Source organism: Ruegeria sp. CH10 (genome assembly GCF_056537125.1).
In genome coordinates this window covers 713,715-740,674 of sequence record NZ_JBQFQY010000001.1, presented here as the reverse complement: position 1 = coordinate 740,674, position 26,960 = coordinate 713,715, and the positions used below count along the sequence as shown (strand labels likewise).

22 protein-coding genes and 2 tRNA genes are annotated in these 26,960 nt (G+C 59.2%); 11 read left to right on the top strand and 13 right to left on the bottom strand.

Annotated features, from left to right (window positions below):
• Window positions 1–5: 5 nt before the first annotated feature.
• Entirely contained in the window at window positions 6–2,222 is a 2,217-nt protein-coding gene (locus ACRZ94_RS03660) for a transporter (RefSeq protein ID WP_480796691.1), read from the bottom strand.
• A 256-nt stretch (window positions 2,223–2,478) separates the two neighbouring features.
• On the opposite strand from ACRZ94_RS03660, the gene ACRZ94_RS03655 reads away from it, so the two are divergent.
• Window positions 2,479–2,925 carry a DUF302 domain-containing protein gene (locus ACRZ94_RS03655; protein ID WP_480650283.1) on the top strand — a complete coding sequence of 149 codons (447 nt, stop codon included), beginning with the start codon at window positions 2,479–2,481 and terminating at the stop codon, window positions 2,923–2,925.
• A gap of 4 nt (window positions 2,926–2,929) precedes the next feature.
• Here the strand turns inward: ACRZ94_RS03655 and hisA are convergent, their stop codons facing one another.
• Window positions 2,930–3,649 carry a 1-(5-phosphoribosyl)-5-[(5-phosphoribosylamino)methylideneamino]imidazole-4-carboxamide isomerase gene (hisA, locus tag ACRZ94_RS03650; protein ID WP_480650284.1) on the bottom strand — a complete coding sequence of 240 codons (720 nt, stop codon included), beginning with the start codon at window positions 3,647–3,649 and terminating at the stop codon, window positions 2,930–2,932.
• Window positions 3,650–3,783: 134 nt separating this feature from the next.
• Between hisA and ACRZ94_RS03645 the strand changes: the two genes are divergently transcribed.
• Window positions 3,784–4,185: a DUF2147 domain-containing protein gene (locus ACRZ94_RS03645; protein ID WP_480650285.1), complete on the top strand. Its 402-nt coding sequence runs from the start codon at window positions 3,784–3,786 to the stop codon at window positions 4,183–4,185.
• Between the two features lie 3 nt (window positions 4,186–4,188).
• Here the strand turns inward: ACRZ94_RS03645 and hisH are convergent, their stop codons facing one another.
• Window positions 4,189–4,827, bottom strand: coding sequence for an imidazole glycerol phosphate synthase subunit HisH (gene hisH, locus ACRZ94_RS03640; protein ID WP_480796690.1), 639 nt, complete (start codon window positions 4,825–4,827; stop codon window positions 4,189–4,191).
• Window positions 4,828–4,915: 88 nt separating this feature from the next.
• Window positions 4,916–5,503 (bottom strand): imidazoleglycerol-phosphate dehydratase HisB, encoded by a 588-nt coding sequence (gene hisB, locus ACRZ94_RS03635; RefSeq protein ID WP_480650287.1) that lies wholly within the window; start codon window positions 5,501–5,503, stop codon window positions 4,916–4,918.
• Window positions 5,504–5,658: 155 nt separating this feature from the next.
• Here hisB and ACRZ94_RS03630 point away from each other — a divergent pair, with 155 nt between their 5' ends.
• Window positions 5,659–5,898: an Lrp/AsnC family transcriptional regulator gene (locus ACRZ94_RS03630; RefSeq protein WP_480650288.1), complete on the top strand. Its 240-nt coding sequence runs from the start codon at window positions 5,659–5,661 to the stop codon at window positions 5,896–5,898.
• A 1-nt stretch (window position 5,899) separates the two neighbouring features.
• Here ACRZ94_RS03630 and ACRZ94_RS03625 read toward each other — a convergent pair whose 3' ends face one another.
• From ACRZ94_RS03625 to ACRZ94_RS03590, 8 genes are all read right to left on the bottom strand, one after another.
• Window positions 5,900–6,499, bottom strand: a complete 600-nt coding sequence (locus ACRZ94_RS03625) for a hypothetical protein (protein ID WP_480796689.1) — start codon at window positions 6,497–6,499, stop codon at window positions 5,900–5,902.
• Window positions 6,500–6,538: 39 nt separating this feature from the next.
• Window positions 6,539–7,405, bottom strand: a complete 867-nt coding sequence (locus ACRZ94_RS03620) for a GNAT family N-acetyltransferase (RefSeq protein ID WP_480796688.1) — start codon at window positions 7,403–7,405, stop codon at window positions 6,539–6,541.
• 84 nt (window positions 7,406–7,489) lie between these two features.
• Window positions 7,490–7,564 (bottom strand) — tRNA-Gly (locus tag ACRZ94_RS03615).
• Between the two features lie 34 nt (window positions 7,565–7,598).
• A tRNA-Gly gene (locus tag ACRZ94_RS03610) sits at window positions 7,599–7,673 on the bottom strand.
• A 315-nt stretch (window positions 7,674–7,988) separates the two neighbouring features.
• Window positions 7,989–8,372, bottom strand: a complete 384-nt coding sequence (locus ACRZ94_RS03605) for an MAPEG family protein (protein ID WP_480650291.1) — start codon at window positions 8,370–8,372, stop codon at window positions 7,989–7,991.
• Window positions 8,373–8,444: 72 nt separating this feature from the next.
• Window positions 8,445–11,882, bottom strand: coding sequence for a pyruvate carboxylase (locus ACRZ94_RS03600; RefSeq protein ID WP_480796687.1), 3,438 nt, complete (start codon window positions 11,880–11,882; stop codon window positions 8,445–8,447).
• A 124-nt stretch (window positions 11,883–12,006) separates the two neighbouring features.
• On the bottom strand, window positions 12,007–13,164 hold the full coding sequence (locus ACRZ94_RS03595) for an alpha-hydroxy acid oxidase (protein ID WP_480796686.1): 1,158 nt from the start codon (window positions 13,162–13,164) through the stop codon (window positions 12,007–12,009).
• A gap of 39 nt (window positions 13,165–13,203) precedes the next feature.
• Window positions 13,204–14,976, bottom strand: coding sequence for a sensor domain-containing diguanylate cyclase (locus tag ACRZ94_RS03590; RefSeq protein ID WP_480796685.1), 1,773 nt, complete (start codon window positions 14,974–14,976; stop codon window positions 13,204–13,206).
• 181 nt (window positions 14,977–15,157) lie between these two features.
• Here ACRZ94_RS03590 and ACRZ94_RS03585 point away from each other — a divergent pair, with 181 nt between their 5' ends.
• Entirely contained in the window at window positions 15,158–17,551 is a 2,394-nt protein-coding gene (locus ACRZ94_RS03585; RefSeq protein ID WP_480796684.1) for an ATP-dependent helicase, read from the top strand.
• Between the two features lie 620 nt (window positions 17,552–18,171).
• On the opposite strand, the gene ACRZ94_RS03580 is transcribed toward ACRZ94_RS03585, so the two are convergent.
• Window positions 18,172–18,396, bottom strand: coding sequence for a DUF1127 domain-containing protein (locus ACRZ94_RS03580; RefSeq protein ID WP_480650296.1), 225 nt, complete (start codon window positions 18,394–18,396; stop codon window positions 18,172–18,174).
• 901 nt (window positions 18,397–19,297) lie between these two features.
• On the opposite strand from ACRZ94_RS03580, the gene mraZ reads away from it, so the two are divergent.
• Genes mraZ through mraY form a run of 7 tightly spaced genes read left to right on the top strand, consistent with a single transcriptional unit; the run spans window position 19,298 to window position 26,949 of the window.
• Entirely contained in the window at window positions 19,298–19,801 is a 504-nt protein-coding gene (mraZ, locus tag ACRZ94_RS03575; RefSeq protein ID WP_480796683.1) for a division/cell wall cluster transcriptional repressor MraZ, read from the top strand.
• 4 nt (window positions 19,802–19,805) lie between these two features.
• Window positions 19,806–20,798, top strand: a complete 993-nt coding sequence (gene rsmH, locus ACRZ94_RS03570) for a 16S rRNA (cytosine(1402)-N(4))-methyltransferase RsmH (protein ID WP_480796917.1) — start codon at window positions 19,806–19,808, stop codon at window positions 20,796–20,798.
• Window positions 20,795–21,163, top strand: a complete 369-nt coding sequence (gene ftsL / locus ACRZ94_RS03565; protein WP_480650298.1) for a cell division protein FtsL — start codon at window positions 20,795–20,797, stop codon at window positions 21,161–21,163. Before rsmH ends, ftsL begins: the two co-directional genes overlap by 4 nt.
• Window positions 21,160–22,947 (top strand): peptidoglycan D,D-transpeptidase FtsI family protein, encoded by a 1,788-nt coding sequence (locus ACRZ94_RS03560; protein WP_480796682.1) that lies wholly within the window; start codon window positions 21,160–21,162, stop codon window positions 22,945–22,947. Before ftsL ends, ACRZ94_RS03560 begins: the two co-directional genes overlap by 4 nt.
• Window positions 22,948–22,969: 22 nt before the next feature.
• Entirely contained in the window at window positions 22,970–24,451 is a 1,482-nt protein-coding gene (locus tag ACRZ94_RS03555) for a UDP-N-acetylmuramoyl-L-alanyl-D-glutamate--2,6-diaminopimelate ligase (protein WP_480796681.1), read from the top strand.
• On the top strand, window positions 24,448–25,842 hold the full coding sequence (locus tag ACRZ94_RS03550; RefSeq protein ID WP_480650301.1) for a UDP-N-acetylmuramoyl-tripeptide--D-alanyl-D-alanine ligase: 1,395 nt from the start codon (window positions 24,448–24,450) through the stop codon (window positions 25,840–25,842). Before ACRZ94_RS03555 ends, ACRZ94_RS03550 begins: the two co-directional genes overlap by 4 nt.
• Window positions 25,843–25,866: 24 nt before the next feature.
• The gene (mraY, locus tag ACRZ94_RS03545; protein ID WP_480650302.1) at window positions 25,867–26,949 is read left to right on the top strand and encodes a phospho-N-acetylmuramoyl-pentapeptide-transferase; all 1,083 of its coding nucleotides are present in this window, start codon (window positions 25,867–25,869) and stop codon (window positions 26,947–26,949) included.
• The last annotated feature ends 11 nt before the right edge of the window (window positions 26,950–26,960 follow it).

Sequence of the window (26,960 nt, the reverse complement as noted above, 5' to 3'; positions counted from 1 at the left end):
AAGGGCTAGTTTTTCGCAAGCATCCGCAGGGCGGACAAGAGATTTGCTTTATCGTCCGTCCAGGGCACCTGTCCGTCCGAGGCAAGCGGTAGCCAGCGCCCGGTGTCTGTGAATGTGCCAATGCGGGTTCCATCGCGGCTGAGGATGGCAACAAGCGAACTTGCCGCCCCGTCGGCTTCTGCATCTTTGTCGACCTTGCCCCATCTGAGCGCTGCGTTCAGGCCAAGTGTCTCTGCGGCGCGGGCCAGCTGCGGCGACAGATCATAGTATTTGTTCGAGATGTGAAAGACTAACAGTCCATCCGGCTTCAATTGGCTGACGTAGGTGTCAATTGCCTCAAGCGTGATCAGATGCAGCGGAATCGCGTCCGAACTGTAGGCGTCCAAAACAAGGATGTCGAAGTCGAATTTCTGATGCTCCAGCACGATCCGTGCGTCGCCCAGATGCGTCTTTGAATCAGATGCGCATTCGGACATGAAGGTAAACAGGCTTGGATCGCGGGCAATCTGATCAACAGTTTCATCGATTTCAAAATAGTCCCACTGCTGATGTGGTTGCCGATAGCACGCCATGCCACCGATCCCCAATCCGACGACACCAACCTTATCGGCGCTTTGGCCGAATTCTGAGGTCATGACTTCGGCAATCGGCCCGTCCGGGTGATAATAGGACGATCCGACTTGGCTGAGCCCCGTATCAGTAATTCTTTGCCAGCCGTGTATTGTGGTTCCGTTTTGATAAACGCGAAATCCGTCGCGCTCGAAAACAGCGTGGGTGCCAAAAAAACTGCGATCACGAAACATTACTCCGGTTTGCGGAAGCAGCGTGGGCACCAAGAAAACAGCAAGAGCGGTCGCAATGCGGGTTGGCGTGTTTCGAAAGACCAGCAATACGGTTGCGATCAGAAGGGTGGTCATTACCGTCGGCAGCGTGTTGGCGTCTGTGGCATTGCCTTCATTCAGTTTCACGATGCCGAAAACCAGCGGTATCGCGACAATTATGCTGATCGGTGCCTGGCGCAGGTTGAACCGGCCTTCCTTGATAAGAAACAATCCGCCGGCGGCAAGAAGCGTCAAGGCAAACTCAAGCTCTCTGTCGAGAAGGACGGGCGCGATGATCGAGTTGAACAGGCCACCGCAGGCCCCGCCAATGGACAGGGCAAGGTAAAACACCGTCAGCTGCTCGGCCGGTGGGCGCATTTCATAGAGCAAGCGGTGCGCAAACATCGCAACCAGATACAAAAGCGGGACATAGACCAGCATCGCGGCGATGGGCAGCTGCCCGCTGCCCAATCTGAACAGCAGGGCCGCTCCAATGGCCATCGCAAAAAGAACAGGTATTTTGAGGCTGTCCAACGTATCAGCCCGTCGCTTGGAAAAGGCCAGAATGAAGGTCAGCAGATATGTCGCTAGCGGGACAACCCAAATCAGCGGAATAGCCCCCAGATCGATGCTCAGCTTGGTCGTCGTGGCCAGCATCAAGGACGAGGGTACAAAGGCTATGAAAACCCAGGTCGCAATTGTCTTTGCGCTCAGGATTGTGCCTGTGCGACGAGGGCGTGCGGCTACGCTGGTATCCGTCGGGCCACGCAATGCGATCAGGCCGCTGACAGCCAGAAGTCCACCGAAACCCACAAATCCGATGGACCAGAACAGGCTTGTTTCCTGCCCGCCGAAAAAGGGATCGGCGATCAATGGAAAAGCCAACAATGCCATGAGCGACCCAACATTGCTGGCGGCATAGAGAAAATAAGGATCATCTGCCGATGGCCCGCCAGACCGTGAATACCATGCCTGTAGCAGCGGCGCGTTTGCGGACAAAACTCCAAAGGGCACCCCGACCCCAACTGCAAACAAGATCAAGGTTTGCAACGCGATCGACTGGCCGGGGTCAAAGCGCCAACCCGCTTGCGTTGCCAAAGGCAGAAAACTGAGGGCAACCAGCCAAAGCGCCAAATGCGTCACGATCTGCCAGCGCAGCGGAAGCCAGCGGGTCAACATATGCGCATAGAGATAGCCAAGGATCAGCACGAGTTGGAAGAACAACATCGCCGTGGTCCAAACCGCCGGTGTGCCACCGATCTTGGGCAGCACGAGCTTGGCAAACAGAGGCTGGACAAAAAACAGCAGGCTGGCGCTGACAAAAATCGTTGCGCAAAAGCTAAGAACCGGAGCGTATCTGCGCCAACTTGCAGTGGGTTGAGAGGTGTTTGAAAGGGACACAGAGAGACTCCAAAAAGATGTGCGCCGTTGGGTGTTAGGGGTGAAATCTGACGTTTTTACGGCTGATCCGTGCAAACTCATCGCTCAAACGCAAAATTGTTTACGAAATGTGATCGGTCTTTTTGAGGCACGCTTTTGGCTTATTCCGGGGACCAAAAGGTCGGAACCGGCGGACCGTCGCCGATGCCAGACTTGTGATTGCCGTTACACACAAACCTGTGAAAACTGGGGTGAAATTCACAAAAGGAATTCTGATATGCGCAATCTGATATTCGCAACACTACTCACATTCGGAGGGACACTGTCCGCCATGGCAGACGACATCATCAAAGTAGAAACCAGTAAATCCGTGTCCGAGGCGCTGGACGCGCTTGAGGCAGCGGTCGGCAATGCGGGCGCGACGGTCTTTGCGCGTGTCGACCACGCGGCGGGCGCCGAAAAGGTGGGCCTGACCATTCCGGCCAATCAGGTTCTGATCTTCGGCAATCCGGCGTTGGGAACTCCGGCCATGCAGATTGATCCCCGCGCGGGATTGTTCCTGCCTCTGAAAGTGCAGGCCTATGAGGACGAAAACGGGCAGGTGTGGCTGACTTATGAAGATCCCAAAGAGACCATGGACGAGTTGGACGCCGTCGAAAACTCACCGGTGATCGAAAAGATGCGCGGTGCGCTGGCCAAACTGACCTCAGTTGCCGCCCAATAAGCGGTCAAGACAAGGCGCGAATGGCCTCATTCAGGTCAATCGCGCCATCATACAATGCCCGGCCTGAAATCGCACCGTTCAGTGCGACCCCGCAATCCCGTAGCGCGATCAGATCGTTAAGCGAGCTGACGCCACCTGACGCGATCACCGGGATCGACACGGCGCGCGCCAGATTGGCCGTGGCCTCGATGTTCGGGCCCTGCATCGCGCCGTCGCGGTTGATATCGGTGTAGATGATGGCGGCCACACCTGCATCCTCGAAACTGCGGGCGAGATCGGTGACATGCACATTGGTTTCTTCGGCCCACCCTTTGGTTGCAACCATGCCGTTGCGTGCGTCAATTCCCACGGCGACTTTGCCGGGGAATTCCCGGGCCGCTTCGCGCACCAGATCGGGGTTTTCCACTGCAACCGTGCCCAGGATCACCCGAGCCAGCCCCTTGCTGATCCAGTTTTCGATCGTGGCCATGTCGCGAATGCCCCCACCCAACTGCGCGGGAACGTTACAGGCTTTCAGAATCGCCTCAACCGGGGCGGCGTTCACAGGCTCTCCGGCGAAGGCCCCGTTCAAATCCACAAGGTGTAGCCACTCACACCCGGCCTCGACAAAGGCCAGCGCCTGCGCGGCAGGATCTTCGTTGAATACGGTCGCCTTGTCCATTTCTCCGCGCAGCAGGCGCACGGCCTGGCCGTCTTTTAGGTCGATGGCGGGGTAGAGGATCATATCCGGCGGTCCTATGTCAGTGCTACATGCGTGGCATATCGCACAGGCAGGGCAGGGGATGCAACGCGACGCTAAGTCATTCTTGCCCGCCATCGGTTGCCGGGTCACAGTGAGGGCAAAACAGGGAGAGCACTATGAAGAAAATTCTACTTGCAGCGGGATTGTCCGTCATGGCGACCACAGCTTTTGCCGCCGATCCGGCGGACGGCCTGTGGAAGACCCAGCCCGGCGATACCGGCGGCTACCTTCACGTATCAATTGCGGAATGCGGCAGTGCCATCTGCGGGACCATTGACAGTGCTTTTGACGGCAACGGCGATCAACTGCTGAGCTATGAGAATCTTGGCAAGCAGATCATCTGGGACATGGTACCCGAAGGCGGCGGCCAGTACGACAACGGTAAAATCTGGGCCCCGGATCGTGACAAGACCTACAACTCGAAGATGACGCTGGACAGCCAGAACAAGCTGACCGTCAAGGGTTGCGTTGCAGGCGGTCTGGTTTGCCGCGGGCAGACCTGGACGCGTGTTCAGTAAGGCTTATGGGGCCCAGGTCAGGAAATTCCCGATCATGCGCAGGCCCACATCCTGGCTTTTCTCAGGGTGAAACTGCATGCCAACCATCGTGTCGCGGCCGATCACGGCCGTGACCTCCTGACCATACTCCACATAGGCCAACCGCTGCGCCGGGTCATTGACGCGGAAATGGTAGGAGTGGACAAAATAGGTGTGATCACCTGAATTCACCCCGTTGAATACGGGATGTTCGCTTTCCAGCACCAGATTGTTCCAGCCCATATGCGGGACTTTCAGCGCCTTGTCCGCCGGGTCAATGCGCACCACGTCACCCGCGACCCAGCCCAGACCGTCCGTTTCGGTGTATTCGTGACCCTTTGAGGCCATCAGCTGCATCCCAACGCAAATCCCCAGAAACGGCCGGCCCTTCTGCTCCACTGCCTCGACCATCGCGTCATAAATACCCTTGTGGCCGCGCAGTTCAGCGGCGCAGGCCGGAAAGGCGCCGTCACCGGGCAGCACCAAACGATCCGCCCGCGCCACGACGTCCGCGTCCGAGGTCACAACGACCTCGCCAGCGCCCACCTCGCGCGCCATCCGCTGAAAGGCTTTTTCGGCGGAATGCAGGTTGCCCGACTCATAATCGATGATCGCGGTCAGCATGATACGGCCCTGTTCTTCTTCTTGTTCCAAATACGGCGGGGTGAATTGGCCAACGGCCAAGAGGGGCAGCGCCCCTCACACCATCGGCCTATAGCGCGCCCTTGGTGGACGGAATCGCGTCTGCCTTGCGCGGGTCAGTCTCAACTGCCAACCGCAATGCACGGGCAACGGCCTTGAATGCCGCCTCGGCGATGTGGTGGCTGTTGAAGCCATGCAGCTGGTCGATATGCAGCGTGATACCGCCATGGGTCGCCAGCGCCTGAAAGAACTCGCGCACCAGTTCGGTGTCGAACGTGCCGATCTTGGGGGTGGGTAGGTCCACGTTCCAGATCAGGAACGGACGGCCCGACAGGTCCAACGCACAGCGTACCTGCGCGTCATCCATGGGCAGGTGGCACTCGCCGTAACGACGGATGCCCTTCTTGTCGCCCAGAGCCTGCGTCAGCGCCTGACCCAGCGCAATCCCGGTGTCTTCGACCGTGTGGTGATCGTCGATGTGGTAATCGCCCTTGGCGCGGATGGTCATGTCGATCAGCGAATGGCGCGCCAGCTGATCCAGCATGTGATCAAAGAACCCGACGCCGGTCTGGTTGTCATACTGGCCGGTGCCGTCCAGATTGACCTCGACTGTGATCTCGGTCTCGGCGGTCTGACGGCTGATCTTTGCGCTGCGCATGGGCGAATTCCTTTTGCTACACGCGCGCTTATAGACGGGGTTGGCCCGCCATATCCAGACCACACGTGGCATTGAGGTCAAACTGTTGCAGGGGATTGCGCCCGGACGCGGCCCATGCCAGCCTGCGGCCAACACGAACCATCAAGGCCCGGCCCATGTCCACCTGCGTTTTCATCCAAATCCGTTGCAAGCCCGGCACCACCTACAAGGTGGCCGAAGACATCGCCCTGCGCGAAATCCATTCCGAGCTTTATTCGACCAGCGGCGAATATGACCTGCTGTTGAAACTCTACATCCCCGAGACCGAGGATGTGGGCCATTTCATCAACGAAAACCTGTTGGTGATTCCCGGTATCGAACGGTCTTTGACCACAATGACCTTCAAGGCGTTCTAGCTTAGGTCAGCGGATCGGACGTGGGCTGCTGTGGCAGGATCAGCGCCGCAGCACCCTTTGGTGACTGCCGGTCCATCGCGCCCGCGCGCATCAGTTGCAGCAGGCCAAACATCACCATAAAGGGCAGGGCGAGGGTCATCAGATAGTTGTCGCCCGCCAAGACCGACCAAATCAGGCCAAGCCCACTGACCACCAGCAAAGCCGCAGATTGCCGTAGCATCTGAGGCCGTGTTTCGCATTCGTAGTTAAGAAACCCGAGGCGTGAAAAACAGGTCAGGCAAATACCCGTTACAAACACGCTGGCAAGAACCAGCGAGTCGATATTTCCGATCAGCGCATGTGCGAGGCTGTCACCGCCCGCCAGAAACAGCAGTTTGATTGCTGGGGTGATGACCACCATGAAAAGGTTGATACCCAGCAGGATCGGGTGTGGTCGAATCGTGTTCCTCAGATAGGCGATGCAAACAAGCATCGCCAGAATAGTGCCGATCCAACCGGTAAGCTGCAAATCGTCGGTCGCGCGAGACAGCACCAGAAAGCTCAGGCCCGGAAGGTTTTCGAAGACATCCAGCAAGAGCCGTTTTTGTTGAACTCCAATCATATGAAACGCTCCTGTGAAGGCATTGTTTAACCCGTTGATTTAGCCCAGTTCAAAAGTCGTCACGCCATAGATGCGGCTCAGATCAATGTCGGGCTCATGATCGGAATACATGCGCGCCGTTTCAAAGACTGTGACCAGCCCAAGTGCCTCAGCCAGAGCAAAGGCCGCCGCGTTGGGTTGGGGCATGTCGATGAAAACCTCCTGATCCGAATCGGCGTCGGGTATTGCGGTCAATAGGTCTGCCAGCAAAGCGCGTGCGATGGCATCCGTATCCGCAAAGAGCGGCCCGATCTTATAGCCCGATTGGCAGGGGCGCAGTGTGCCGTAGCCCCGGACCGTGCCATCCTCGGTCCAGACCTTCGAAACATGACGCTCGGCCCTGAACCATGCGTCCAGAAACGCATCACGGGGGGCGGGAAACAGGTCTCGGTCATAGGCTTTCACCGCATCCGAAAGCTGGCTCAGATCGCTGATCCGCTCGCTTGGCCCGGCATTCAGTCCGGCCAGCATCTGCCTTTTCGTGCCCGCAAATCGGTAGTTGTTATAGGCAAAGGTGAAACCGGATTTGCGGTAGTTGTCCTGTTGCTCGACCACACCGTCCAGCCCCATGTTGCGCCCTTTGCAATGGGCCAGCGCGTGGCCTGCGATCTCAAGCCCGTGACCTGATCCCCGAAACTCGGGTCTGACGATGTAAAAGCCCAGAAACGCAAAGGCATCGTCATAGTTCACCGCCGAAACCGACGCGACCATTTCACCATTCAGAAAACCGCCCAGAAACCCGTCGGGGTCCGTTGGGCGAAAGCATGCGGCGTCATGCACGCCGGGATTCCACCCCTCGCGCCCGGCCCAATCCACGGCCTGTTGGACCTCGGCTGCGGTGAGGGGGCGGACGACATAGTCTGACATTGGAAAATCCGTGGGCGATTGAAATTACGGCCAGAATGCCGCAACGCCACCGAAAGAACCAGAGTGTTTGGAGAGCTTTGTATCTGGAGCGGGCGAGGCGATTCGAACGCCCGACCCTAACCTTGGCAAGGTTATGCTCTACCCCTGAGCTACGCCCGCATCAGATACATATGTTGGTCCGAAGACCTCTCAATGGAGCGGGCGAGGCGATTCGAACGCCCGACCCTAACCTTGGCAAGGTTATGCTCTACCCCTGAGCTACGCCCGCGCCGTTGAGTGAGGAGGGATGTATTAATTCCCGCGCAGGGCTGCAAGCGGAAAAATACAAAATCCCGGAAAAATCTTTCGACGGAATACCGCTTGCCACGCGTGTAAGACTCAGGTCAGCACATAAAAAGAAGGTTCACAGAGCGGACATGAGATACATTGCAGATATGAAAATGGCACTCCTTGCAGCACTTATCGCGTTTACCACCGTGTTTTGCGCAAAGGCCGAAGACAGAGTGAGCGACATCGATACCACCTTCAGATATCCGCCCTTGGTTGAGGCACGGATACTGGCGGGGTAATCCCTGCAGATCCGTCAAAGCGCAAGTAGAAGACTGGCAATAGCTGCAACCAGAATAGCTGTGAAGGTCAACACCATACCGATTTGGCGCAGGATGATGATCTGAGGGCTGCGTCCGAAACCATAAGCATGCAGAATACGTCCAGCCAGCAAGGTGAGACCCAGCAAGTTTACGAACAGCCCGCTTGCGCCCTGTAGCTCGACCATCAGCATCAGCAGCAGGGCAAAGGGCGTATATTCCACAAAATTGGAGTGCGTCCGTATCACCTTAAGCATTTCTGATTTCCCGCCATCCCCGTAGGAAACCTTGTCGCTGCGCCTTTGACTGATCACTTTGAAGCTGAGGTAAATGTACAACAGCGCCAGCAAGGCGGCGTAGATCGGGGTAACGGTCAGCATGGGGGTCCTCCTATAGCAAAAAGGCCGCCCGGTTGCCCGAGCGGCCCCTGTCAGACCAGAAAGCTAGTCCGCTTACTCCAGTTCGACCAGCAGGTCCTTAGCGTCAATCTGGCCGCCGGGCTGGACATGCACGGATTTGACGACTGCGTCACGCTCGGCATGGATACCGGTTTCCATCTTCATTGCCTCGATGGTCAGCAGCAGATCGCCCTCTTTGACCTCTTGGCCGGCGGTGACGGCGACTGTTGCCACCACGCCCGGCATCGGCGCGCCGATGTGGTTGGGGTTGCCTGCCTCGGCCTTGGGCCGTGCTTGTGTCGAGGATGTCACCAGACGGTTCGGCACCCGGATCACGCGGGGCTGGCCGTTGAGTTCAAAGAACACTTTGACCTCACCGTTTTCATCGGTTTCACCAATGGCCTGACACAGGATTTCCAGCGTCTTGCCCGGATCGATCTCGGCCGTGATCTCTTCGCCAGACTCCATGCCGTAGAAGAACGTCCGCGTCGGCAGCGTGCGCACCGGACCGTAGGTACGGTGACGGCCCATGTAATCTAGGAAGACCTTGGGATACATCAGATACCCGTTCAGGTCCTCATCATCGACCTCTTTGCCATCCAGCTGCTTGGACAGCTCGGCGCGGGTGGCCTCCAGATCGACCGCGGGCACGTCCTTGCCGGGGCGCTGGGTGTTGGGGGCTTCGTCTTTCAGCACCTTCTTGATGATTGTGTCGGGGAAACCGCCCGGAGGCTGGCCCAGATTGCCGCGCATCATGTCCACGACTGAATCAGGGAAGGCCACATCCGTATCCGGGCTTTCCACATCATCGCGGGTCAGGCCCTGACTGACCATCATCAGCGCCATGTCACCGACAACCTTGGACGAGGGCGTCACCTTGACGATGTCACCGAACATCTGGTTCACGTCGGCATACATCTGCGCGACCTCGTGCCAGCGTTCCTCCAGCCCCAGAGAACGCGCCTGTGCCTTGAGGTTGGTGAACTGACCGCCGGGCATCTCGTGCAGATAAACCTCGGATGCCGGGGCCTGCAGGCTGGATTCGAAGGCTGCGTACTGGCCACGCACGGCCTCAAAGTAATCGCTGATTTCGCGGATGGCTTTGATGTCCAGACCGGTGTCCCGCTCAGTATGGCGCAGCGCTTCGACCACGGTGCCCAAGGTGGCCTGAGATGTGTTGCCGCTGAAGCTGTCCATCGCGCAATCCACCGCGTCCACGCCTGCCTCGGACGCCGCCAGAATGGTCGCGCTGGCGATACCTGCGGTGTCATGCGTATGGAAGTGGATCGGCAGGCCGACCTCTTCTTTCAGCGCGCGGATCAGAATTTTGGCCGAGGCCGGCTTTAGCAGACCCGCCATGTCTTTCAGGCCCAGCACATGCGCGCCAGCGTCACGCAATTCCTTGGCCATGCCGACATAGTATTTCAGGTCATACTTGGCGCGATCCGGGTCCAGAATGTCGCCGGTATAGCACACGGTGCCTTCACAGATTTTGCCATTCTCAACAACGGCATCCATGGCAACGCGCATGTTCTCGACCCAGTTGAGCGAGTCGAACACGCGGAAGACGTCGATGTTTTTCGATGCCTGTCGGACGAATTCCTGCACCACGTTGTCGGGATAGTTGGTGTACCCAACACCGTTCGCCCCACGCAGCAACATCTGGGTCATCAGGTTCGGCATTGCCTCGCGCAGGTCGCGCAGACGCTGCCACGGACATTCCTGCAAGAACCGATAGGCCACATCGAACGTCGCTCCGCCCCAGCATTCCACGCTGAACAATTGCGGCAGGTTCGCCGCATAGGTCGGCGCGACCTTGATCATGTCGATCGACCGCATCCGCGTGGCCAGCAGCGATTGGTGCCCGTCGCGCATGGTGGTGTCGGTGATCAGCAACTGCCGCTGGGCCTTCATCCAGTCGGCCACGGCCTGCGGGCCTTTCTGTTCCAGCAGGTTGCGGGTCCCCATTTGGGGTTCGCCATGCAGCGCGGGGGGCTTGGCTTCCTTCAGGTCAGCGCGCGGTTCGGGTCGGTCCTTGGTTTCGGGATGACCATTCACGGTGATGTCCGCGATGTAGGTCAGAACCTTGGTGCCCCGGTCGCGGCGCTTTTTGAAGTGGAACAGGTCCGGTGTGTCATCGATGAATTTGGTGGTGTATTCATTCGACAAAAAGGTCGGGTGCTTCAGCAGGTTTTCAACAAATGCGATATTGGTTGAAACACCGCGGACCCGGAACTCGCGCAGCGCGCGGTCCATGCGGGCAATCGCCTTTTCTGGTGTGGGGGCCCAAGCCGTGACCTTGGTCAGCAGCGAGTCGTAATACCGCGTGATCACACCGCCCGCATATGCGGTGCCACCATCCAGACGGATGCCCATGCCAGTGGCTGAGCGATAGGCGGTAATGCGGCCATAGTCAGGGATAAAGTTGTTCAGCGGGTCTTCGGTCGTCACGCGGGTCTGCAGCGCGTGGCCGTTCAGGCGAATCTCGTCCTGGCTGGCCTTGCCGGTGGCCTCGGCCAGCGTTTTGCCTTCGGCGATCAGGATCTGCGCCTGCACGATGTCGATGCCCGTGACCTCTTCGGTGACGGTGTGTTCAACCTGCACGCGCGGGTTCACCTCGATGAAGTAGAACTTGCCGGTGTTCATATCCATCAAGAATTCAACCGTGCCCGCACACTCATAATTCACATGGGCACAGATTTTGCGGCCAAGCTCACAGATTTCCGCGCGCTGTTCTTCGGTCAGGTACGGGGCAGGGGCGCGTTCCACGACCTTCTGGTTGCGGCGCTGGACCGAGCAGTCGCGTTCATAAAGGTGATAAATCTCACCATGTTTGTCGCCCAGAATCTGCACCTCGACGTGGCGGGCGCGGGTGATCATCTTTTCCAGATACCCTTCGCCATTGCCAAAGGCGGCTTCGGCCTCGCGACGGCCTTCCAGAACCTTTTCTTCCAACTCGTCTTCCGAGTTGATCGGGCGCATACCGCGCCCGCCGCCGCCCCAGCTGGCCTTCAGCATCAGCGGGTAGCCAACTTCAGCGGCTTCCTTGCGGATCGCATCCATGTCATCGCCCAGGACCTCGGTAGCCGGGATAACCGGAACGCCTGCCTCGATCGCGACGCGGCGTGCGCTGGCCTTGTCGCCCAAGGCGCGCATGGTCTCGGCCTTGGGGCCGATGAACGTGATGCCGTTTTGCACGCAGGCATCCACGAAGTCGGGGTTTTCCGACAGCAGGCCATAGCCGGGGTGGATCGCGTCCGCACCGCAGTCCTTGGCGACGCGAATGATCTCATCAATCGACAGATAGGCCGCAACGGGTCCCATCCCCTCGCCAATGCGATACGCCTCATCGGCCTTGAAGCGATGCAAGCCCAGCTTGTCTTCCTCGGCGAACACGGCGACGGTGCGTTTGCCCATCTCATTGGCTGCGCGCATCACGCGAATGGCAATCTCGCCCCTGTTGGCGATCAGGATCTTGTTGAAGTCGGTCATTTTCGGTCCCGGTCTTTATGGTTTGGCCGTTTTGATAGGCGGACAATACGCGCTCGTATATCAGTCGTTCTGGGTAGAACCGGCATGTTATCGCTCGCAAACGCCGCCTTTCGGCGTGATTGTCTTACACACGCTGCGTTGCAGCATCAACGTTTGAGGGCACGGATGCGGCTTCTGTCAGGCTCTTCAGGCCCAGTTGTCCCAGATTCGCGACCAGATCCTGACGCAGGATGTCGATCACGTGGGCGGGCCCCTTTTCGCCCAACGCACTGAGACCATACAAGAAACTGCGGCCCAGCATCACAAAGTCAGCCCCTGATGCCAGCGCGCGCAGGATATCGAGACCACCCTCAACCCCGCTGTCGAAGATCAGGGGCAGCTTCGTGACCCTGCGGATCGCAGGTAGCGCATTGATACTTGCTGGCGCCCCGTCGAACTGACGCCCGCCATGATTCGAGACCCAAAGCGCATCAACGCCTGCCTGCTCCAACCGCTCGGCATCCCCGGCCCGCATCACGCCCTTGACGACAAGCGGGCCGTCCCATGCGTCTCGCAGCCACTTGAGATATTCCATGTCGGGCGAGGTGCGCAGAAGGTAACCCACATGCGCCGTTGGGGGCAGGGCGCTTTGGCCGTCGATATATTTGTCCAGGGTCCGCATCCGAGGCATGCCGCTACGGGCCATGGCCATGGCCCAGGCCGGGCGCGTGGCGATCTGGGCCAATAGGCGTGGGGTCAGCCGGGGCGGGTTGGTCAGGCCCGAGCGCGTCTGACGTTCACGCCGTGATGCAACGGGCACATCCACGGTCAGCACCAGCGTGGAAAACCCCGCCGCCTTCGCACGGTTCAGCATATCGGTGCGAATGTCCGGGTCTTTGGGAGGATAAAGCTGAAACCACGCATTGCGCCCCAGATGCGGGGCAAGGTCCTCGGGGCTTTGGCTGGCAACTGTCGACAGGGTGTAGGGCAGGTCTGCTTCGGCGGCGGCGCGGGCCAATATGGCTTCGGCGTCTGGCCAGATCAGGCCAGACATCCCGATAGGCGCGACCCCGAAAGGCAGGGGCAGGTCGTAGCCCAGAAACCGCGTGCTGGTGTCACAATCAATCGGGCCGTGCAGGATCGACGGCGTAAGCTCGACCTTGTCCAGTTCAGATCGGTTGCGCTGCAGAGTGGTTTCGATGCCTGTTCCGCTGGCAAGATATTCCCAGACGAAAAACGGTACTCTGCGCCGGGCGCGACGTTTCAGATCGGCAATGCCGGGATATGCGCTGTGCAGGTCCATATGGATTGATCCGACCTGCACAGCGATTCTGCAAGGTTGTCAGGCGGCTGAGGCCGGAGGGATCGGTTTGGATGGGCCGAAGGCATTGTCTTCAGTCGCGCCTTTGGCGACCTGAACCTGATTGCGCCCCTTATCCTTGGCGGCGTACAAAGCGTCATCCGCAGCGCGCATCAGATCCTGTGGCATCGTGCCATGCGCCGGATAGTGCGACACCCCGACCGAGATCGTGATGCGCGGCAGCGACTTTTCACCATAGCGGACCGAGACGGCTTCGACCGCCTGACGCAGATTCTCGGCGCGTGTCATTGCGTCTTCGGGTGTGTTGTCAGGCAGGATCAGCATGAACTCTTCCCCGCCGATGCGGCAGGCGACCTCATCCCGGTCACAACCCTGTTCCAGAGCAGAGCCAACCGCGCGCAGAACCATATCCCCGGCATCATGCCCGTGTGTGTCGTTGAACTTTTTGAAATGGTCTACATCCACGGCAATCAGGCTGAGCGGCGCGCCCGTCTGCTGGCTGCGGCCGATGGACTTGCGCAGGGTTTCCGTCATGTGCCGACGGTTGAACAACCCGGTCAGAGGGTCGCGCACCGATTGGTCATGCAACTGATCCCGCATCCGAACATTGGCGATCGCCATGCTGATCTGCTCGGCGCAGAGCTGGGCGAGCTTCTTGCTGGCGTGAAATGCCTCATCGCTGCCTTCATGGGCGCGCAGATGCAGCAGGCCAACCGTTTCGCCATGGGCCAGAATGGGAAAGCAGAAATAGGGGCGCCCGTCATGCGGTTCGGCATGTTCGCAGACAAAATCAATCTCGGACGCGCCATATTCATAGGTGCGCCCGCGGCGCAGGCCCCAGCATCCCTCGGGGTGGATATGCGCCTTGTGCGTGCCACCATTCCAGCTGGCGCAACCATCCAACACATCGCGGGAATTGGAATAGACATACACGCTGCCCTCTGCCTCGGGCAGGATGTGGGTCATAAAGCGCGAGACCATGTCGAACAATTCATCCAGCGACCGGCTGGATTGCAGCCATTCGTTCAATTCGCCCAGCAACCGAACCTCACGGGCAAGGCGCAATTGATCATCCATCAACTCACGCTCTTTCGCGGCCCGTCCCCGCAATGCGCGCACTTGTTTTCGGTTGGATCGGAAAATCACCAGCGTGACAACGGACAGGGCCAGCAGGGCAATGCCGCTGAGTGCTGTCAACAACAACCGGACGCGGTCGATGAAAAGGTTCCGTATATCGGTGATGTCCGAATAGAACTCGATAGCGCCAATAAACCGCCCTTCGCGGATGACGGGGGTATACACCTCTGCCACGTGACGGGTTTGCGGGCCGTCAGCTTCCAAACTCTCAGTGTTGAAATTGTCCACTTCGGCCAGGGGCTTTTCTTCGTGCTTGTAAAACAGGTTGCCTTGGCCAACGACTTCTTTGAAGTAAGGTTTGACATTGACCGTTCCCACATCTGCCGCCCGTGTCGACCAAAAAACAACGCCTGAGCTGTCGAAAATCTTGAAACGGTAAATGTCCGAGGTCGCGGGCAACAGCTCCAGAAACTCCTGATCATGATCGCTGATCGTGTGGGTCAGGAAGGTCGTATCCACATCGTCGAGATGCGTCACAACCTGTCGTTTCAGTTGCATTGAGGCCTGCCGCAGATCGGATTCCAGCATCCGGTCGACCACCGGGGCGGGAATCGCATAAATCCCCCAACCCGACAGGGCCGTCAGGCCACCCAACATAAGAACAAAACCTGCCATTTTCAGACGAGAGGCTAGGCCCGTTTTAAAGTTCGCATTCATGATCCACGCTCCCACAGCTTTGATCGCAAGCATCGGAGGCAAGATTTGACAGTGGGTTAACGCCTAAGGGTTAAGCCTGCGCGTATTAGTTAAAATGAAGGGTAATCAGAGGTAAAAAACTGTGTGAACAAGGGGTGAACAAACTCTTTCCATTGGCGCGCATCCGGCGTAATTTGGCGGGATGAGCAGTTATGACGAAACGGACGCCTTCGAGGGCGCATCGCTGTCCGCGCGCGCTATGGCCGCGCGCCCGGCGCCCTATCTGGATGAGTTGAACCCGGCCCAACGCGAAGCGGTCGAGCGGCTGGATGGTCCGGTCCTGATGCTGGCGGGGGCGGGGACGGGTAAAACCAAAGCCCTGACCGCCCGGATTGCGCATCTTCTCAGCACCGGGCGCGCCCGTCCGAACGAGATTCTTTCGGTGACCTTTACCAACAAGGCCGCGCGCGAGATGAAAAACCGCGTGGGCCGCCTGTTGGGGCAACCCGCCGAAGGGATGCCGTGGCTGGGCACCTTCCATTCGATCTGCGTCAAACTGCTGCGCCGCCATGCGGAACTGGTCGATCTGAAATCCAACTTCACCATTCTGGATACGGATGATCAACTGCGGTTGCTCAAGCAGTTGATTCAGGCTGCCAATATCGACGACAAACGCTGGCCAGCGCGCATGCTGGCGGGAATCGTCGATGATTGGAAGAACCGGGCGCTGACGCCAGACAAAGTGCCTGCTGCCGATGCCGGGGCATATAATCACAAGGGTATTGAGCTTTATGCCCAGTACCAGATCCGCCTGCGCGAGCTGAATGCGGTGGATTTCGGCGATCTGCTGTTGCACATGGTTACGATTTTCCAAACCCATCAGGATGTGTTGGAGCAGTACCAGCGCTGGTTCCGCTATATTCTGGTGGACGAATATCAGGATACCAACGTGGCCCAATACCTGTGGCTGCGGCTGCTGGCCGGGGCGCATAAGAACATCTGTTGCGTGGGCGACGACGACCAGTCGATCTATGGCTGGCGCGGGGCTGAGGTTGGCAACATCCTGCGCTTTGAAAAGGACTTCCCGGGTGCCTTTGTGGTGCGGTTGGAGCAGAACTACCGCTCGACCCCGCATATTCTGGCCGCTGCCTCAAATGTCATTCGCGGCAATGAAAATCGTCTGGGCAAAGAGCTGTGGACGGATGCCGAAGAAGGCCACAAGGTCAACCTGATCGGCCATTGGGATGGTGAGGAAGAAGCCCGCTGGATCGGCGAGGAAATCGACGCGCTGCAGGGGGGCACGCGCGGGATTCGTCCGATGGGGCTGGATGAGATCGCGATACTCGTCCGTGCCTCGCATCAGATGCGCGCGTTCGAGGATCGGTTTCTGACCATTGGCCTGCCGTATAAGGTGATCGGCGGCCCCCGGTTCTATGAGCGGATGGAGATTCGCGACGCCATGGCTTATTTCCGGCTGGTGGTCAGCCCTGGCGACGATCTGGCGTTCGAGCGGATCGTGAACACCCCAAAACGGGGGCTGGGCGACAAGGCGCAGCAGGCGATCCAGAAAACAGCCCGTGACAATGGCGTTTCCCTGATCGACGGCGCGCGGATTGCTGTCGACAGCGGGTTGATCAAAGGCAAGGGCGGCAAGGCGCTGCGTGAGCTGATCGACGGTCTGGCGCGGTGGAACGCAATGACGCGCGGACCGCGGATTGAGGTCGAAGACGACTCGGTTATTGATGATGGCGCACCGCTGAGGTTTGGCGAACCCGAGGTCTCGCATATCGAGCTGGCGCAGATCATTCTGGACGAGTCGGGCTATACGGCCCACTGGCAGAACGAAAAGACGCCCGAAGCGCCGGGGCGGCTGGAAAACCTCAAGGAACTGGTGAACCAGCTGGACAATTTCGAGAACCTGCAAGGGTTTTTGGAGCATGTCAGCCTGGTCATGGACAATGAGCAGGACGGCGACGGGGCCAAGGTCTCGATCATGACGCTGCACGCGGCCAAGGGTCTGGAGTTTCCCGCCGTGTTTCTGCCGGGGTGGGAGGACGGGCTGTTCCCCTCGCAGCGGTCCATGGACGAATCGGGCCTTAAAGGGTTGGAGGAAGAACGGCGACTGGCCTATGTGGGCATCACCCGCGCGGAAGAGATATGTACGATTTCGTTTGCGGCCAATCGGCGGGTGTTCGGGCAGTGGCAAAACTCGATGCCGTCGCGGTTTGTCGACGAATTGCCGGAAGATCATGTGGAGGTGCTGACGCCGCCGGGCCTTTATGGGGGTGGGCAAACGACCGCCAGCATCGAAACCCGTGCGGCCGAAGCGAATGTCTATAACTCGCCGGGGTGGAAGCGGATGCAGGCCCGGCAGGGGCAGTACGGAACGTCGCAGCCCCGCGAAACCCGCAACACAGTGATCGATGCGACAGCATTGGCGAGTTTCACATTGGGTGAGCGCGTGTTTCACCAGAAATTCGGCTATGGCGCGGTGATCGGTATCGAAGGCGATAAGGTCGAGGTCGATTTCGACAAGGCCGGGGTGAAGAAAGTCGTCTCGCGGTTCTTGTCGGCCAAGGACGACGTGCCGTTTTAAGCGTTTCGGGTTTAACTTGAGACACGAATACCCTGCCACACCTGCGGCGTTCTCGGCACATTCGTGTCGCAGAGCGATTCAGATAAAACCCGAAACGCTGTAATCAAATGGAATGTGCCTGACGGCACATGCTCGATTCCTAAAGAGGGCGCCCGGTTTTGACCGCGGCGCCTTTTTCGATGGTGCGACAAAGAAAAACGGCGGTTTCCAGGGAGGAGGAGGGGAAACCGCCGTTCTTTGCAACATCAGGACAGGGAGGAGGAGAGTCCCGATGTATCCGAACCCGGGTTTGATCCCGGTATGTGTCAGTCGCGGCGACACCAGGGAGGAGGAGAGGTGTCGCCGCGCTCTTTCAACATCAGGGCAGGGAGGAGGACGCCCCGATGTATCCGGTTCCGGGTCTGATCCCGGTATTTGGAAGTCGCGGCGACGTCAGGGAGGAGGAGAGACGTCGCCGCGCGCTTTCAACACCGGGAAAGGGAGGAGGACCCGGTGTGTCTGCGTCCGGCATTCAGGGCCGGTATAAGGCGCGGCGACATCAGGGAGGAGGAGAGATGTCGCCGCTGAAATACAGGTCCTAAGGGAGGAGGAAGGACCTGATCTCGGTTATGTCTTCGCGCTTAGTGCGCGACGTATTCTTCGGCCGCTTGCAGGGCAAGGCGGCGGATCATCGAACGGTGCAGGCCCAGATCAGCCAGTTCGCGGTTCGACAGGCCCGACAGTTCGTTGACCGTCTGGCGATAGATGCGATGGCGGGCAAACCGTGTCTTTACAGCATCGATCAGCGACGCCAGACCGGTCGTCGGTGCGCTTTTGAGCGCTGTGTGATGTGTTGCTACGGCCATTTGCGTACCTCGAAAACTCTGTGCGTCCGGGTGTGTCCCGGCGCTTGCTTGAGACTGAAAATAGGTAATTGCTGCGATTGCACAATGGCTCACGTCGTCAATGCCGCTATGCAGCAAACGCATAGATATCAACGTCTTGAAGGTTCGGGTGAGGTAAGGCCTTGAAAATAAGGGTTTTGGGTGTGCCTTTTAGCCGTTACCGCAATCGGTCGGTCATTTGCCGTATGGATGATCGCCGTTTCTTTGTGCGTTTTGTTTTGAAATTTGGGCAGTTTGTGACTGATGGGTTCGAACTCAGACTTACAGCGCACTATGTCATGGGAATTCATGGCCCTGTGGTTTGTGCGTTGTCCTTTTCAGAACTTTTAGCGGGCTGTTGACGTGATTCGCGCCGCGACACGAATGATTTTTCTGCGTTTAAGAGTGTTTTGAGCACGAATGGAAAAAATATTGGGAAATCGTGGGAACAGCAGGGTTATGTCTCTTTGATACTATATGTTGTGCGTAATTTGGTAATGTGTCAATTTATAGCATTCTTGAGGTAGTTCTGAACGTAAATCGCTTAGCGTTGTGCACATGAAAGATGAAGTTTCCCTAAGTTTTCTGTTGATTTCCATGAATTCCCATGTCATCCCTTATTCATCCGATGAGGACGAGGCACATGGGGCGCCAAACGACCCCGAAACAATAAAAACAGGTTTCATACAGGCATCTCGCTTTCATCACTCAAGAGATCCGGCGCGCGGGCGAGCAGACATCCCCCCAGGTGGCGCGCGCAGCTGGACATCCCGCGCAGCGGGTCAATGCGGCGGGTTGATCAGTGGCAGCAGATCAACCCGCCGTTTTTCATCCGGGGGGAGGCGAATTTTTAGGTGGGGCGCAAGCGAAAGGGACAGTCGTCTTGGCGCGCAGGTTCAGAGGTGAAAGCCACCATAAGGTGGATACGAAGGGCAGGGTGTCGATCCCGGCCTCGTTTCGCCGTGTGCTTGAAGCGTCCGACCCCAGCTGGCAGCCCGGCGACAGCCCTGAATTGGTGATTGTCTACGGGGATCACCGTCGCAAGTTCCTTGAATGCTATACAATGCAGGCGATCGAAGAGGTCGACGATAAAATTGATGCGCTGCCGCGCGGTTCGATGCAGCGAAAGATGTTGCAACGTATGTTCCATGGTCAGTCCTTTCCGACCACGGTGGACGAAACCGGGCGTCTGGTGCTGCCTGCCAAGCTGCGCAGCAAGATCGGTCTTGAGAGTGAGGCGTTCTTTATTGCCGCCGGTGACACGTTCCAGATCTGGAAGCCCGAGACCTACGAATCCGAAGAACTGGCAGCAGCCGAAGAATGGCTGGACGAACAGCCCGAGGACTTTGACCCTCTGGAGTTCCTAGATGGCGTCGGGGACGCGTAACGGCATGGCCGGCGCTGAAACCCCCTCTGACAAACCGCATATCCCTGTTTTGCTGCGCCCGTTGCTGGCCGCTGTGGCGCCGGTGTCTGGTGTCTGGCTGGATGGCACTTTTGGCGCGGGCGGTTATACGCGCGGTCTGCTTGAGGCCGGGGTCGACAAAGTCATTGGCGTGGATCGCGATCCCTTGGCGTTTGAGATGGCCGCTGATTGGGCGGGTGAATTTGGCGACCGGTTGGTGATGCAGCCCGGTGTGTTCTCGCGCATGGATGAGTATGCGCAGGATCTGGATGGCGTGGTGCTGGACCTTGGTGTGTCGTCGATGCAGCTGGACCAGGCCGAACGTGGGTTTTCGTTCATGAAGGACGGCCCGCTGGACATGCGGATGAGCCAGGAGGGTGAAAGCGCCGCCGATCTGGTCAATACCGCGACCGAGGCGCAACTGGCCGATATTCTGTTCCATTTCGGCGAAGAACGCGCCAGCCGCCGCATCGCAAAGGCCATCGTCAAGGCGCGGGCTGATGAGCCGATCACCACAACGCTGCGTCTGGCTGAGATCATCGAATCCTGCCTGCCGCGCCCGAAGCCGGGGCAATCGCACCCTGCGACGCGCAGCTTTCAGGGGCTGCGGATTGCGGTGAACGCCGAATACGAAGAACTGTTTGAGGGGCTTATGGCCGCCGAGCGCGCGTTAAAGCCGGGCGGGCAGCTGGCCGTGGTGACCTTCCATTCCATTGAGGACCGGATGGTCAAACGGTTCTTTCAGTCGCGGGCGGGAAAGACCGGGCGGGCCAATCGCTATGCGCCCGAGATGGAACAGGAATTGCCGCAATTCACGCTGAAGACTCGCAAAGCCGTGGGACCGGATGAGCAGGAATTGCAGGAAAACCCGCGCGCGCGCTCGGCCAAGCTGCGTGTGGCGGTACGAACTGAGGCTCCGGCGGGGGAAATTGAAGCCCGCGCCATCGGGATGCCGCAACTTGGGGGAAGGGCGAAATGAAGAGTGTTTTGTATGTGTTGACCGCTCTGTCCGTGTTCGGACTGGCGCTTTGGGCGTATCAGGAGAATTACCGGACCCAGCAGGTGGTGAAGGAAACGCAGAAACTGCAACGCGAGATTGGCATGGCGCAGGTGCGGCTGGCCGTTTTGAATGCGGAATGGGCCTATCTGAACCGCCCCGATCGTTTGCGTGAACTGGCTGATCTGAACTTTGAGCGTCTGGGCCTGTTGCCGCTGCGCGCCGAACAATTTGGCCGTGCGGATCAGATTTCCTACGCCGAAGACCCGGACCTGCCCATTGTCGATCCCATCGAACTGCAGGCGATCACCGATACTCAGGCGCTGGGTGAGGTGCAGATCCCATGACACGGACCCCTCTGCGCCCGCTAGCCCATATCCTTGACGCCCGCGCCCGCGGCGAAAACCCCAAAGCGATTGAGCGGGAAAACATCCGCCAACGCCACGAAGATATGAAGGACCGCGCCCGCGCCCGTGCCGAAGGGCGTCTGCTGGTGTTGGGTCTGTTCTTTTTCTGCGCCTTCTCGGTGATTGGTGTCCGTATGGGCATGCTGGCCACGTCCGAGGCGCAGGAGCCTGTGGCAAGCGCCCCGGGTGCGGCGATTGCGATGCAGCGGGCCAATATCGTGGACCGTGAAGGGCGTATTCTGGCGACCAATCTGGATACCTATTCCGTCTACGCTCAGCCCCCTCTGATGATCGATCCGGTGGCTGCCGCCGATCAGTTGGTGGCGATCTTCCCCGATCTGGAAAAAGAGCGTCTGGTCAAGGACTTTACCGGCAACCGCAAGTTCCTGTGGATCAAGAAACGTATCTCGCCTGAACAGAAACAGGCGGTGCATGATATTGGCGATCCCGGCATCCTGTTCGGCCCGCGTGAGATGCGGCTGTACCCGAATGGCCGTCTGGCCGCGCATATTCTGGGTGGCTCGGGCTTTGGACGCGAAGGGGTCAGCGCGGCTGAGGTGATCGGCGTTGCCGGTGTCGAGAAGCAGTTTGATGACTATTTGCGCGACCCTGCGAACGGCAACAAGCCGCTGCAATTGTCGCTGGACCTGACCGTTCAGGCGGCGGTCGAGCAGGTGCTTTATGGCGGTATGAAGATCATGAACGCCAAGGGGGCTTCGGCGGTTCTGATGAACGCCCATACGGGCGAGGTGGTTTCAGCCGCGTCCCTGCCGTCCTTTGACCCAAACGACCGTCCACGCCCGCCGACTTCGGGGTTTGATCCGTCAGACAGCCCGTTGTTCAACCGCTATGTACAGGGTGTGTATGAGCTGGGGTCGGTTTTCAAAATCTTCACCGCCGCGCAGGCTGTGCAGTTGGGACTGGTGAATTCCGAGACGATTATTGACACATCAGGCCCGATGCGGATCGGGCGTTTCCCGATCGGCGAGTTCAACGGCAAGAACTATGGCAAGATCAGCGTGGCGGATGTGATCGTCCACAGCTCGAACCGGGGCACAGGACGGCTGGCGCTACAGATTGGCGCAAAGCGCCAGCAGGATTTCCTGCAATCGCTGGGCATGTTCGATCCGACCCCGTTTGAAATTGTCGAGGCCGCGGGCGGTGCGCCCCTTAAGCCCAAGAAATGGGGTGAGCTGAGCACGGTCACCATTTCCTATGGCCACGGCTTGTCGACCAGCCCGATGCATCTGGCTGCGGGCTACGCTGCGATTGCCAATGGCGGGCACTATGTCAGCCCCACCATCCTGCGGAAAAATGGCCCTCAATACGGTCCGCGTGTGATGTCTGAAAGCGCGGCGAAACAGGCACAGGCCATGTTGCGCAAGGTGGTCACGGACGGGACGGCCAGTTTCGGCGATGTGGCGGGCTATGACGTGGCGGGCAAAACCGGAACCGCCGACAAACCCAAGCCGCGTGGCGGGTATTATGATGACAAGGTCATCGCAACCTTTGCGACCTTTTTCCCGGCCTATGATCCGAAATACGTTCTGATCGTCACGCTGGATGAGCCGTCCATCGTCGCCTATGGCGAAAAGCGTCGCACGGCAGGCTGGACCGCTGTCCCGGTCGCCGCCGAGTTGATTGGCCGTATCGCACCCCTGTTGGGACTGCGTCCCCGGCTTGAGCCTGAGGCGCGCGCTGCTATAACGCTGACCTCAAATTAGGCCGTCCGGAACGAGGTGGGGCATGGGCACAAGGACAAAAACACTCAGCCAATTGGCCCTGACCGCACGCGGGGGGGCAAATCCTGACATCACCGGGCTGGCGGTGGACAGCCGCGAGGTCAAGGATGGCTACCTGTTCGCCGCGCTTCCCGGTACACGGGTCCATGGTGGTGAGTTCATCCAATACGCCCTGCGCATGGGGGCGGCGGCAATCCTGACCGATGCCGAAGGGGCCCAGATCGCGGCCAGCGAACTGGCCGCATCCAACGCCGCTTTGGTCGTCGCCGAGGACCCCCGTCAGGCTTTGGCCGGATGTGCCGCGCTCTGGTTCGGCGCGCAGCCGCAGACCATCGTGGCTGTCACCGGGACCAACGGGAAAACATCCGTCTCAACCTTTGTGCGCCAAATCTGGATCGAACTGGGGCTGGCTGCTGTAAACCTCGGCACCACCGGGGTTGAGGGGGCGTGGACCGCCCCTCTGGCGCATACCACGCCCGAACCAATCACCCTGCACCGCTGTCTTGCAGAGGCGGCCGAGAATGGCGTGACCCACGCGGCGATGGAGGCGTCCTCGCACGGGCTGGACCAACGCCGTCTGGACGGCGTGCATCTGACTGCCGCCGGGTTTTCGAACTTCACACAGGACCATCTGGACTATCACGAAACCTTCGAGGCGTATTTCGCCGCCAAGGCCGGGCTGTTCGACCGTGTTCTGCCGCAGGACGGCACCGTTGTGATTAACATGAGCGACCCGAAGGGTGCGCAGGTCCGCAAGATCGCCAAGGCGCGGGGGCAATCGGTGTTGACCGTGGGGTTGGGTGATGCCGACCTGTGCCTGATCAACCAGCGCTTTGATGCAACCGGGCAGGATTTGCGCTTTTCGTGGCGGGGCAAAGTGTTCCAGACCCGTCTGAACCTGATTGGCGGGTTCCAGGCCGAAAACATCCTGCTGGCCTGTGGACTGGTTATCGCAGCAGGGGCCGAGCCTGAGCGTGTGTTTGAGACCCTGCCGCATCTGACAACCGTCCGGGGGCGGATGCAACTGGCCGCCACGCGTGAAAACGGCGCGGCGGTGTTTGTCGATTATGCGCATACGCCGGATGCGGTGGCCACCGCGCTCAAGGCGCTGCGACCGCATGTGATGGGCCGTTTGATTGCCATTGTTGGTGCCGGTGGTGACCGGGACGCAACCAAGCGCCCGTTGATGGGAAAGGCTGCTGCGGATCACGCGGACCTTGTGTTCATAACCGACGATAACCCGCGTAGCGAAGACCCAGCGACCATCCGCGCCGCCGTCTTGCTGGGCGCGCCCGAGGCGACCGAGGTAGGCGACCGGGCTGAGGCGATCCTGCGCGGTATCGACGCCCTGCAACCGGGCGATGCATTGCTGATTGCGGGCAAAGGGCACGAGACAGGCCAGATCGTCGGTGATCAGGTTTTGCCATTCGATGATGTTGAACAGGCGAGCATCAGCGTGGCCGCGCTGGACGGGAGGGTGGCATGACCCTCTGGACTGCGGCTGAGGCCGCCGAGGCGACCGGAGGCCGGGCCACTTCTGACTGGGTGGTGAATGGTGTGTCGATCGACACAAGAACCTTGCAGCCCGGTGATTTGTTTGTGGCCCTCAAGGCTACGCGGGATGGGCATGACTTTGTGGCGCAGGCTTTGGAAAAGGGCGCAGGCGCGGCTTTTGTGTCACGTGTGCCCGAAGGCGTTTCCGAAGATGCGCCCTTGCTGATTGTCGACGACGTGCAAACCGGGTTGGAGGCTTTGGGCCGGGCAGGGCGCGCGCGAACTGAGGCGCGCGTGGTTGGTGTGACGGGGAGTGTTGGCAAAACCTCGACTAAAGAAATGCTGGCTAATATTTTGGAAACGCAAGGTAAAACCCATGCCAGCGTCGCCAGCTACAACAACCATTGGGGTGTGCCTCTGACGCTGGCGCGGATGCCGCGCGACACCGAATTCGCAGTGATTGAGATCGGTATGAATCACCCGGGTGAAATCGCTCCGCTGGCGCGTCAGGCCCGCCCGCATGTGGCGCTGGTGACGACGGTTGCAGCCGTGCATCTTGAGGCGTTTGAGTCGGTTGCGGGCATTGCCCATGAAAAGGCCGCGATATTCGAAGGGCTCGAACCCGGCGGCGCGGCCATCGTGAATGCGGATATCGACCACGCCGAAATTCTGCGTCAAACCGCGCAGGATCACGGTGCGGGGATCGTGGATTTCGGTCGTGAGGCGGCGGACTACACGCTGACCGAGGCCACTCAGGCCGGCAATTCGGTACATGCAGGGGCCGAGGTCGGAGAGGCCCGGATCACCTTTGATGTGAACTCCGCAGGGACGCATTTTGCGATGAACGCGCTGGGTGCTCTGGCCGCGTGCGTCGAGGTGGGGGTTGATCTGGAGGATGCCATCGCAGGGTTGCGCCAGTGGTCCCCGGTCAAAGGGCGCGGCGTGCGCGAGGTTTTGCCGCTGGCGTCAGGTGGGCAGATCGAAGTGCTGGATGACAGCTACAACGCCAACCCGACCTCGATGGAGGCCGCGCTGGATGTTCTGGCGGCCTCTCAAGGGGAACGGCGGATTGCGTTTCTGGGCGATATGAAGGAACTGGGTGCGCAGGAAGTTGCCATGCATGCTGCGATGGGTGACGTCGCTGCGATGGCAAAGGTGGATCAGGTGCATTGTATCGGACCGCTGATGCAGGCGCTGCATCAGGCGTTGCCTGCCGAGAAGCGCGGGCTTTGGTTCGAGACCAGTGCGGAAATGGCTGAGCATTTGCCGGATGTGATCCGCGCAGGTGACACGGTGCTGGCCAAGGGCTCGCTGAGTATGGCATTGGCCCGGATTGTTGACGGTTTGCGGAAAATGGGGCAAGGGACCGCGCTTGACCCATGATCGCCGCGTGAGAAAGGTTTTGACATGCTTTATTGGTTGACCGCCCTGTCGGATGGAGGGGATTTTTTCAACCTCTTCCGCTATATCACCTTCCGTGCGGGCGGGGCCTTTTTGACGGCGCTGATCTTTGGGTTCCTCTTTGGCAAACCGCTGATCAACGTGCTGCGTCGCAAGCAGGGCAAAGGTCAGCCGATCCGCGACGACGGGCCCGAGGGGCATTTCTCGAAAGCCGGAACACCAACAATGGGCGGTTTGCTGATCGTGGGCGCGCTGGTGACCTCGACACTGGTGTGGGCACGGTGGGACAACCCGTATATCTGGATGGTGTTGTTTGTGACGCTGGCCTATGCGGCGATTGGTTTTGCGGATGATTATGCCAAAGTGTCCAAGCAGAACACCAAAGGTGTGTCGGGCAAGATGCGTCTGGCGCTGGGGGTGATTATTGCGGTGCTGGCCTCGCTTTGGGCCACATTGCATCACCCGGAGGCATTGCAGAACCAGTTGGCGGTGCCGGTGTTCAAAGACACACTGGTCAATCTGGGCGTGTTCTACATTCCGTTTGCGATTGTCGTGATCGTGGGGGCCGCAAATGCGGTGAACCTGACCGATGGTTTGGACGGGTTGGCGATTATGCCTGCGATGATTGCGGCGTCGACCCTGGGTGTGATTGCCTATGCGGTGGGGCGGGTCGATTTTACCGAATATCTGGACGTGCACTACGTGCCGGGAACCGGTGAGATTTTGATCTTCACGGCAGCCCTGTTCGGGGGCGGTCTGGGCTTTCTTTGGTATAACGCGCCCCCGGCGGCGGTGTTCATGGGCGATACCGGATCATTGGCTTTGGGCGGAGCTTTGGGAGCGATTGCGGTAGCGACGAAACACGAGTTGGTTCTGGCCGTGGTTGGCGGCCTGTTCGTGGTCGAAGCGCTGAGCGTGATCATCCAGGTGCTGTATTTCAAACGCACCGGACGGCGCGTGTTCCTGATGGCACCGATCCATCATCACTATGAGAAAAAGGGCTGGGCTGAGCCGACGATTGTCATCCGGTTCTGGATCATTTCGCTGATTCTGGCGATGATCGGTCTGGCAACTTTGAAAGTCCGGTAGCCCCCCCGCCA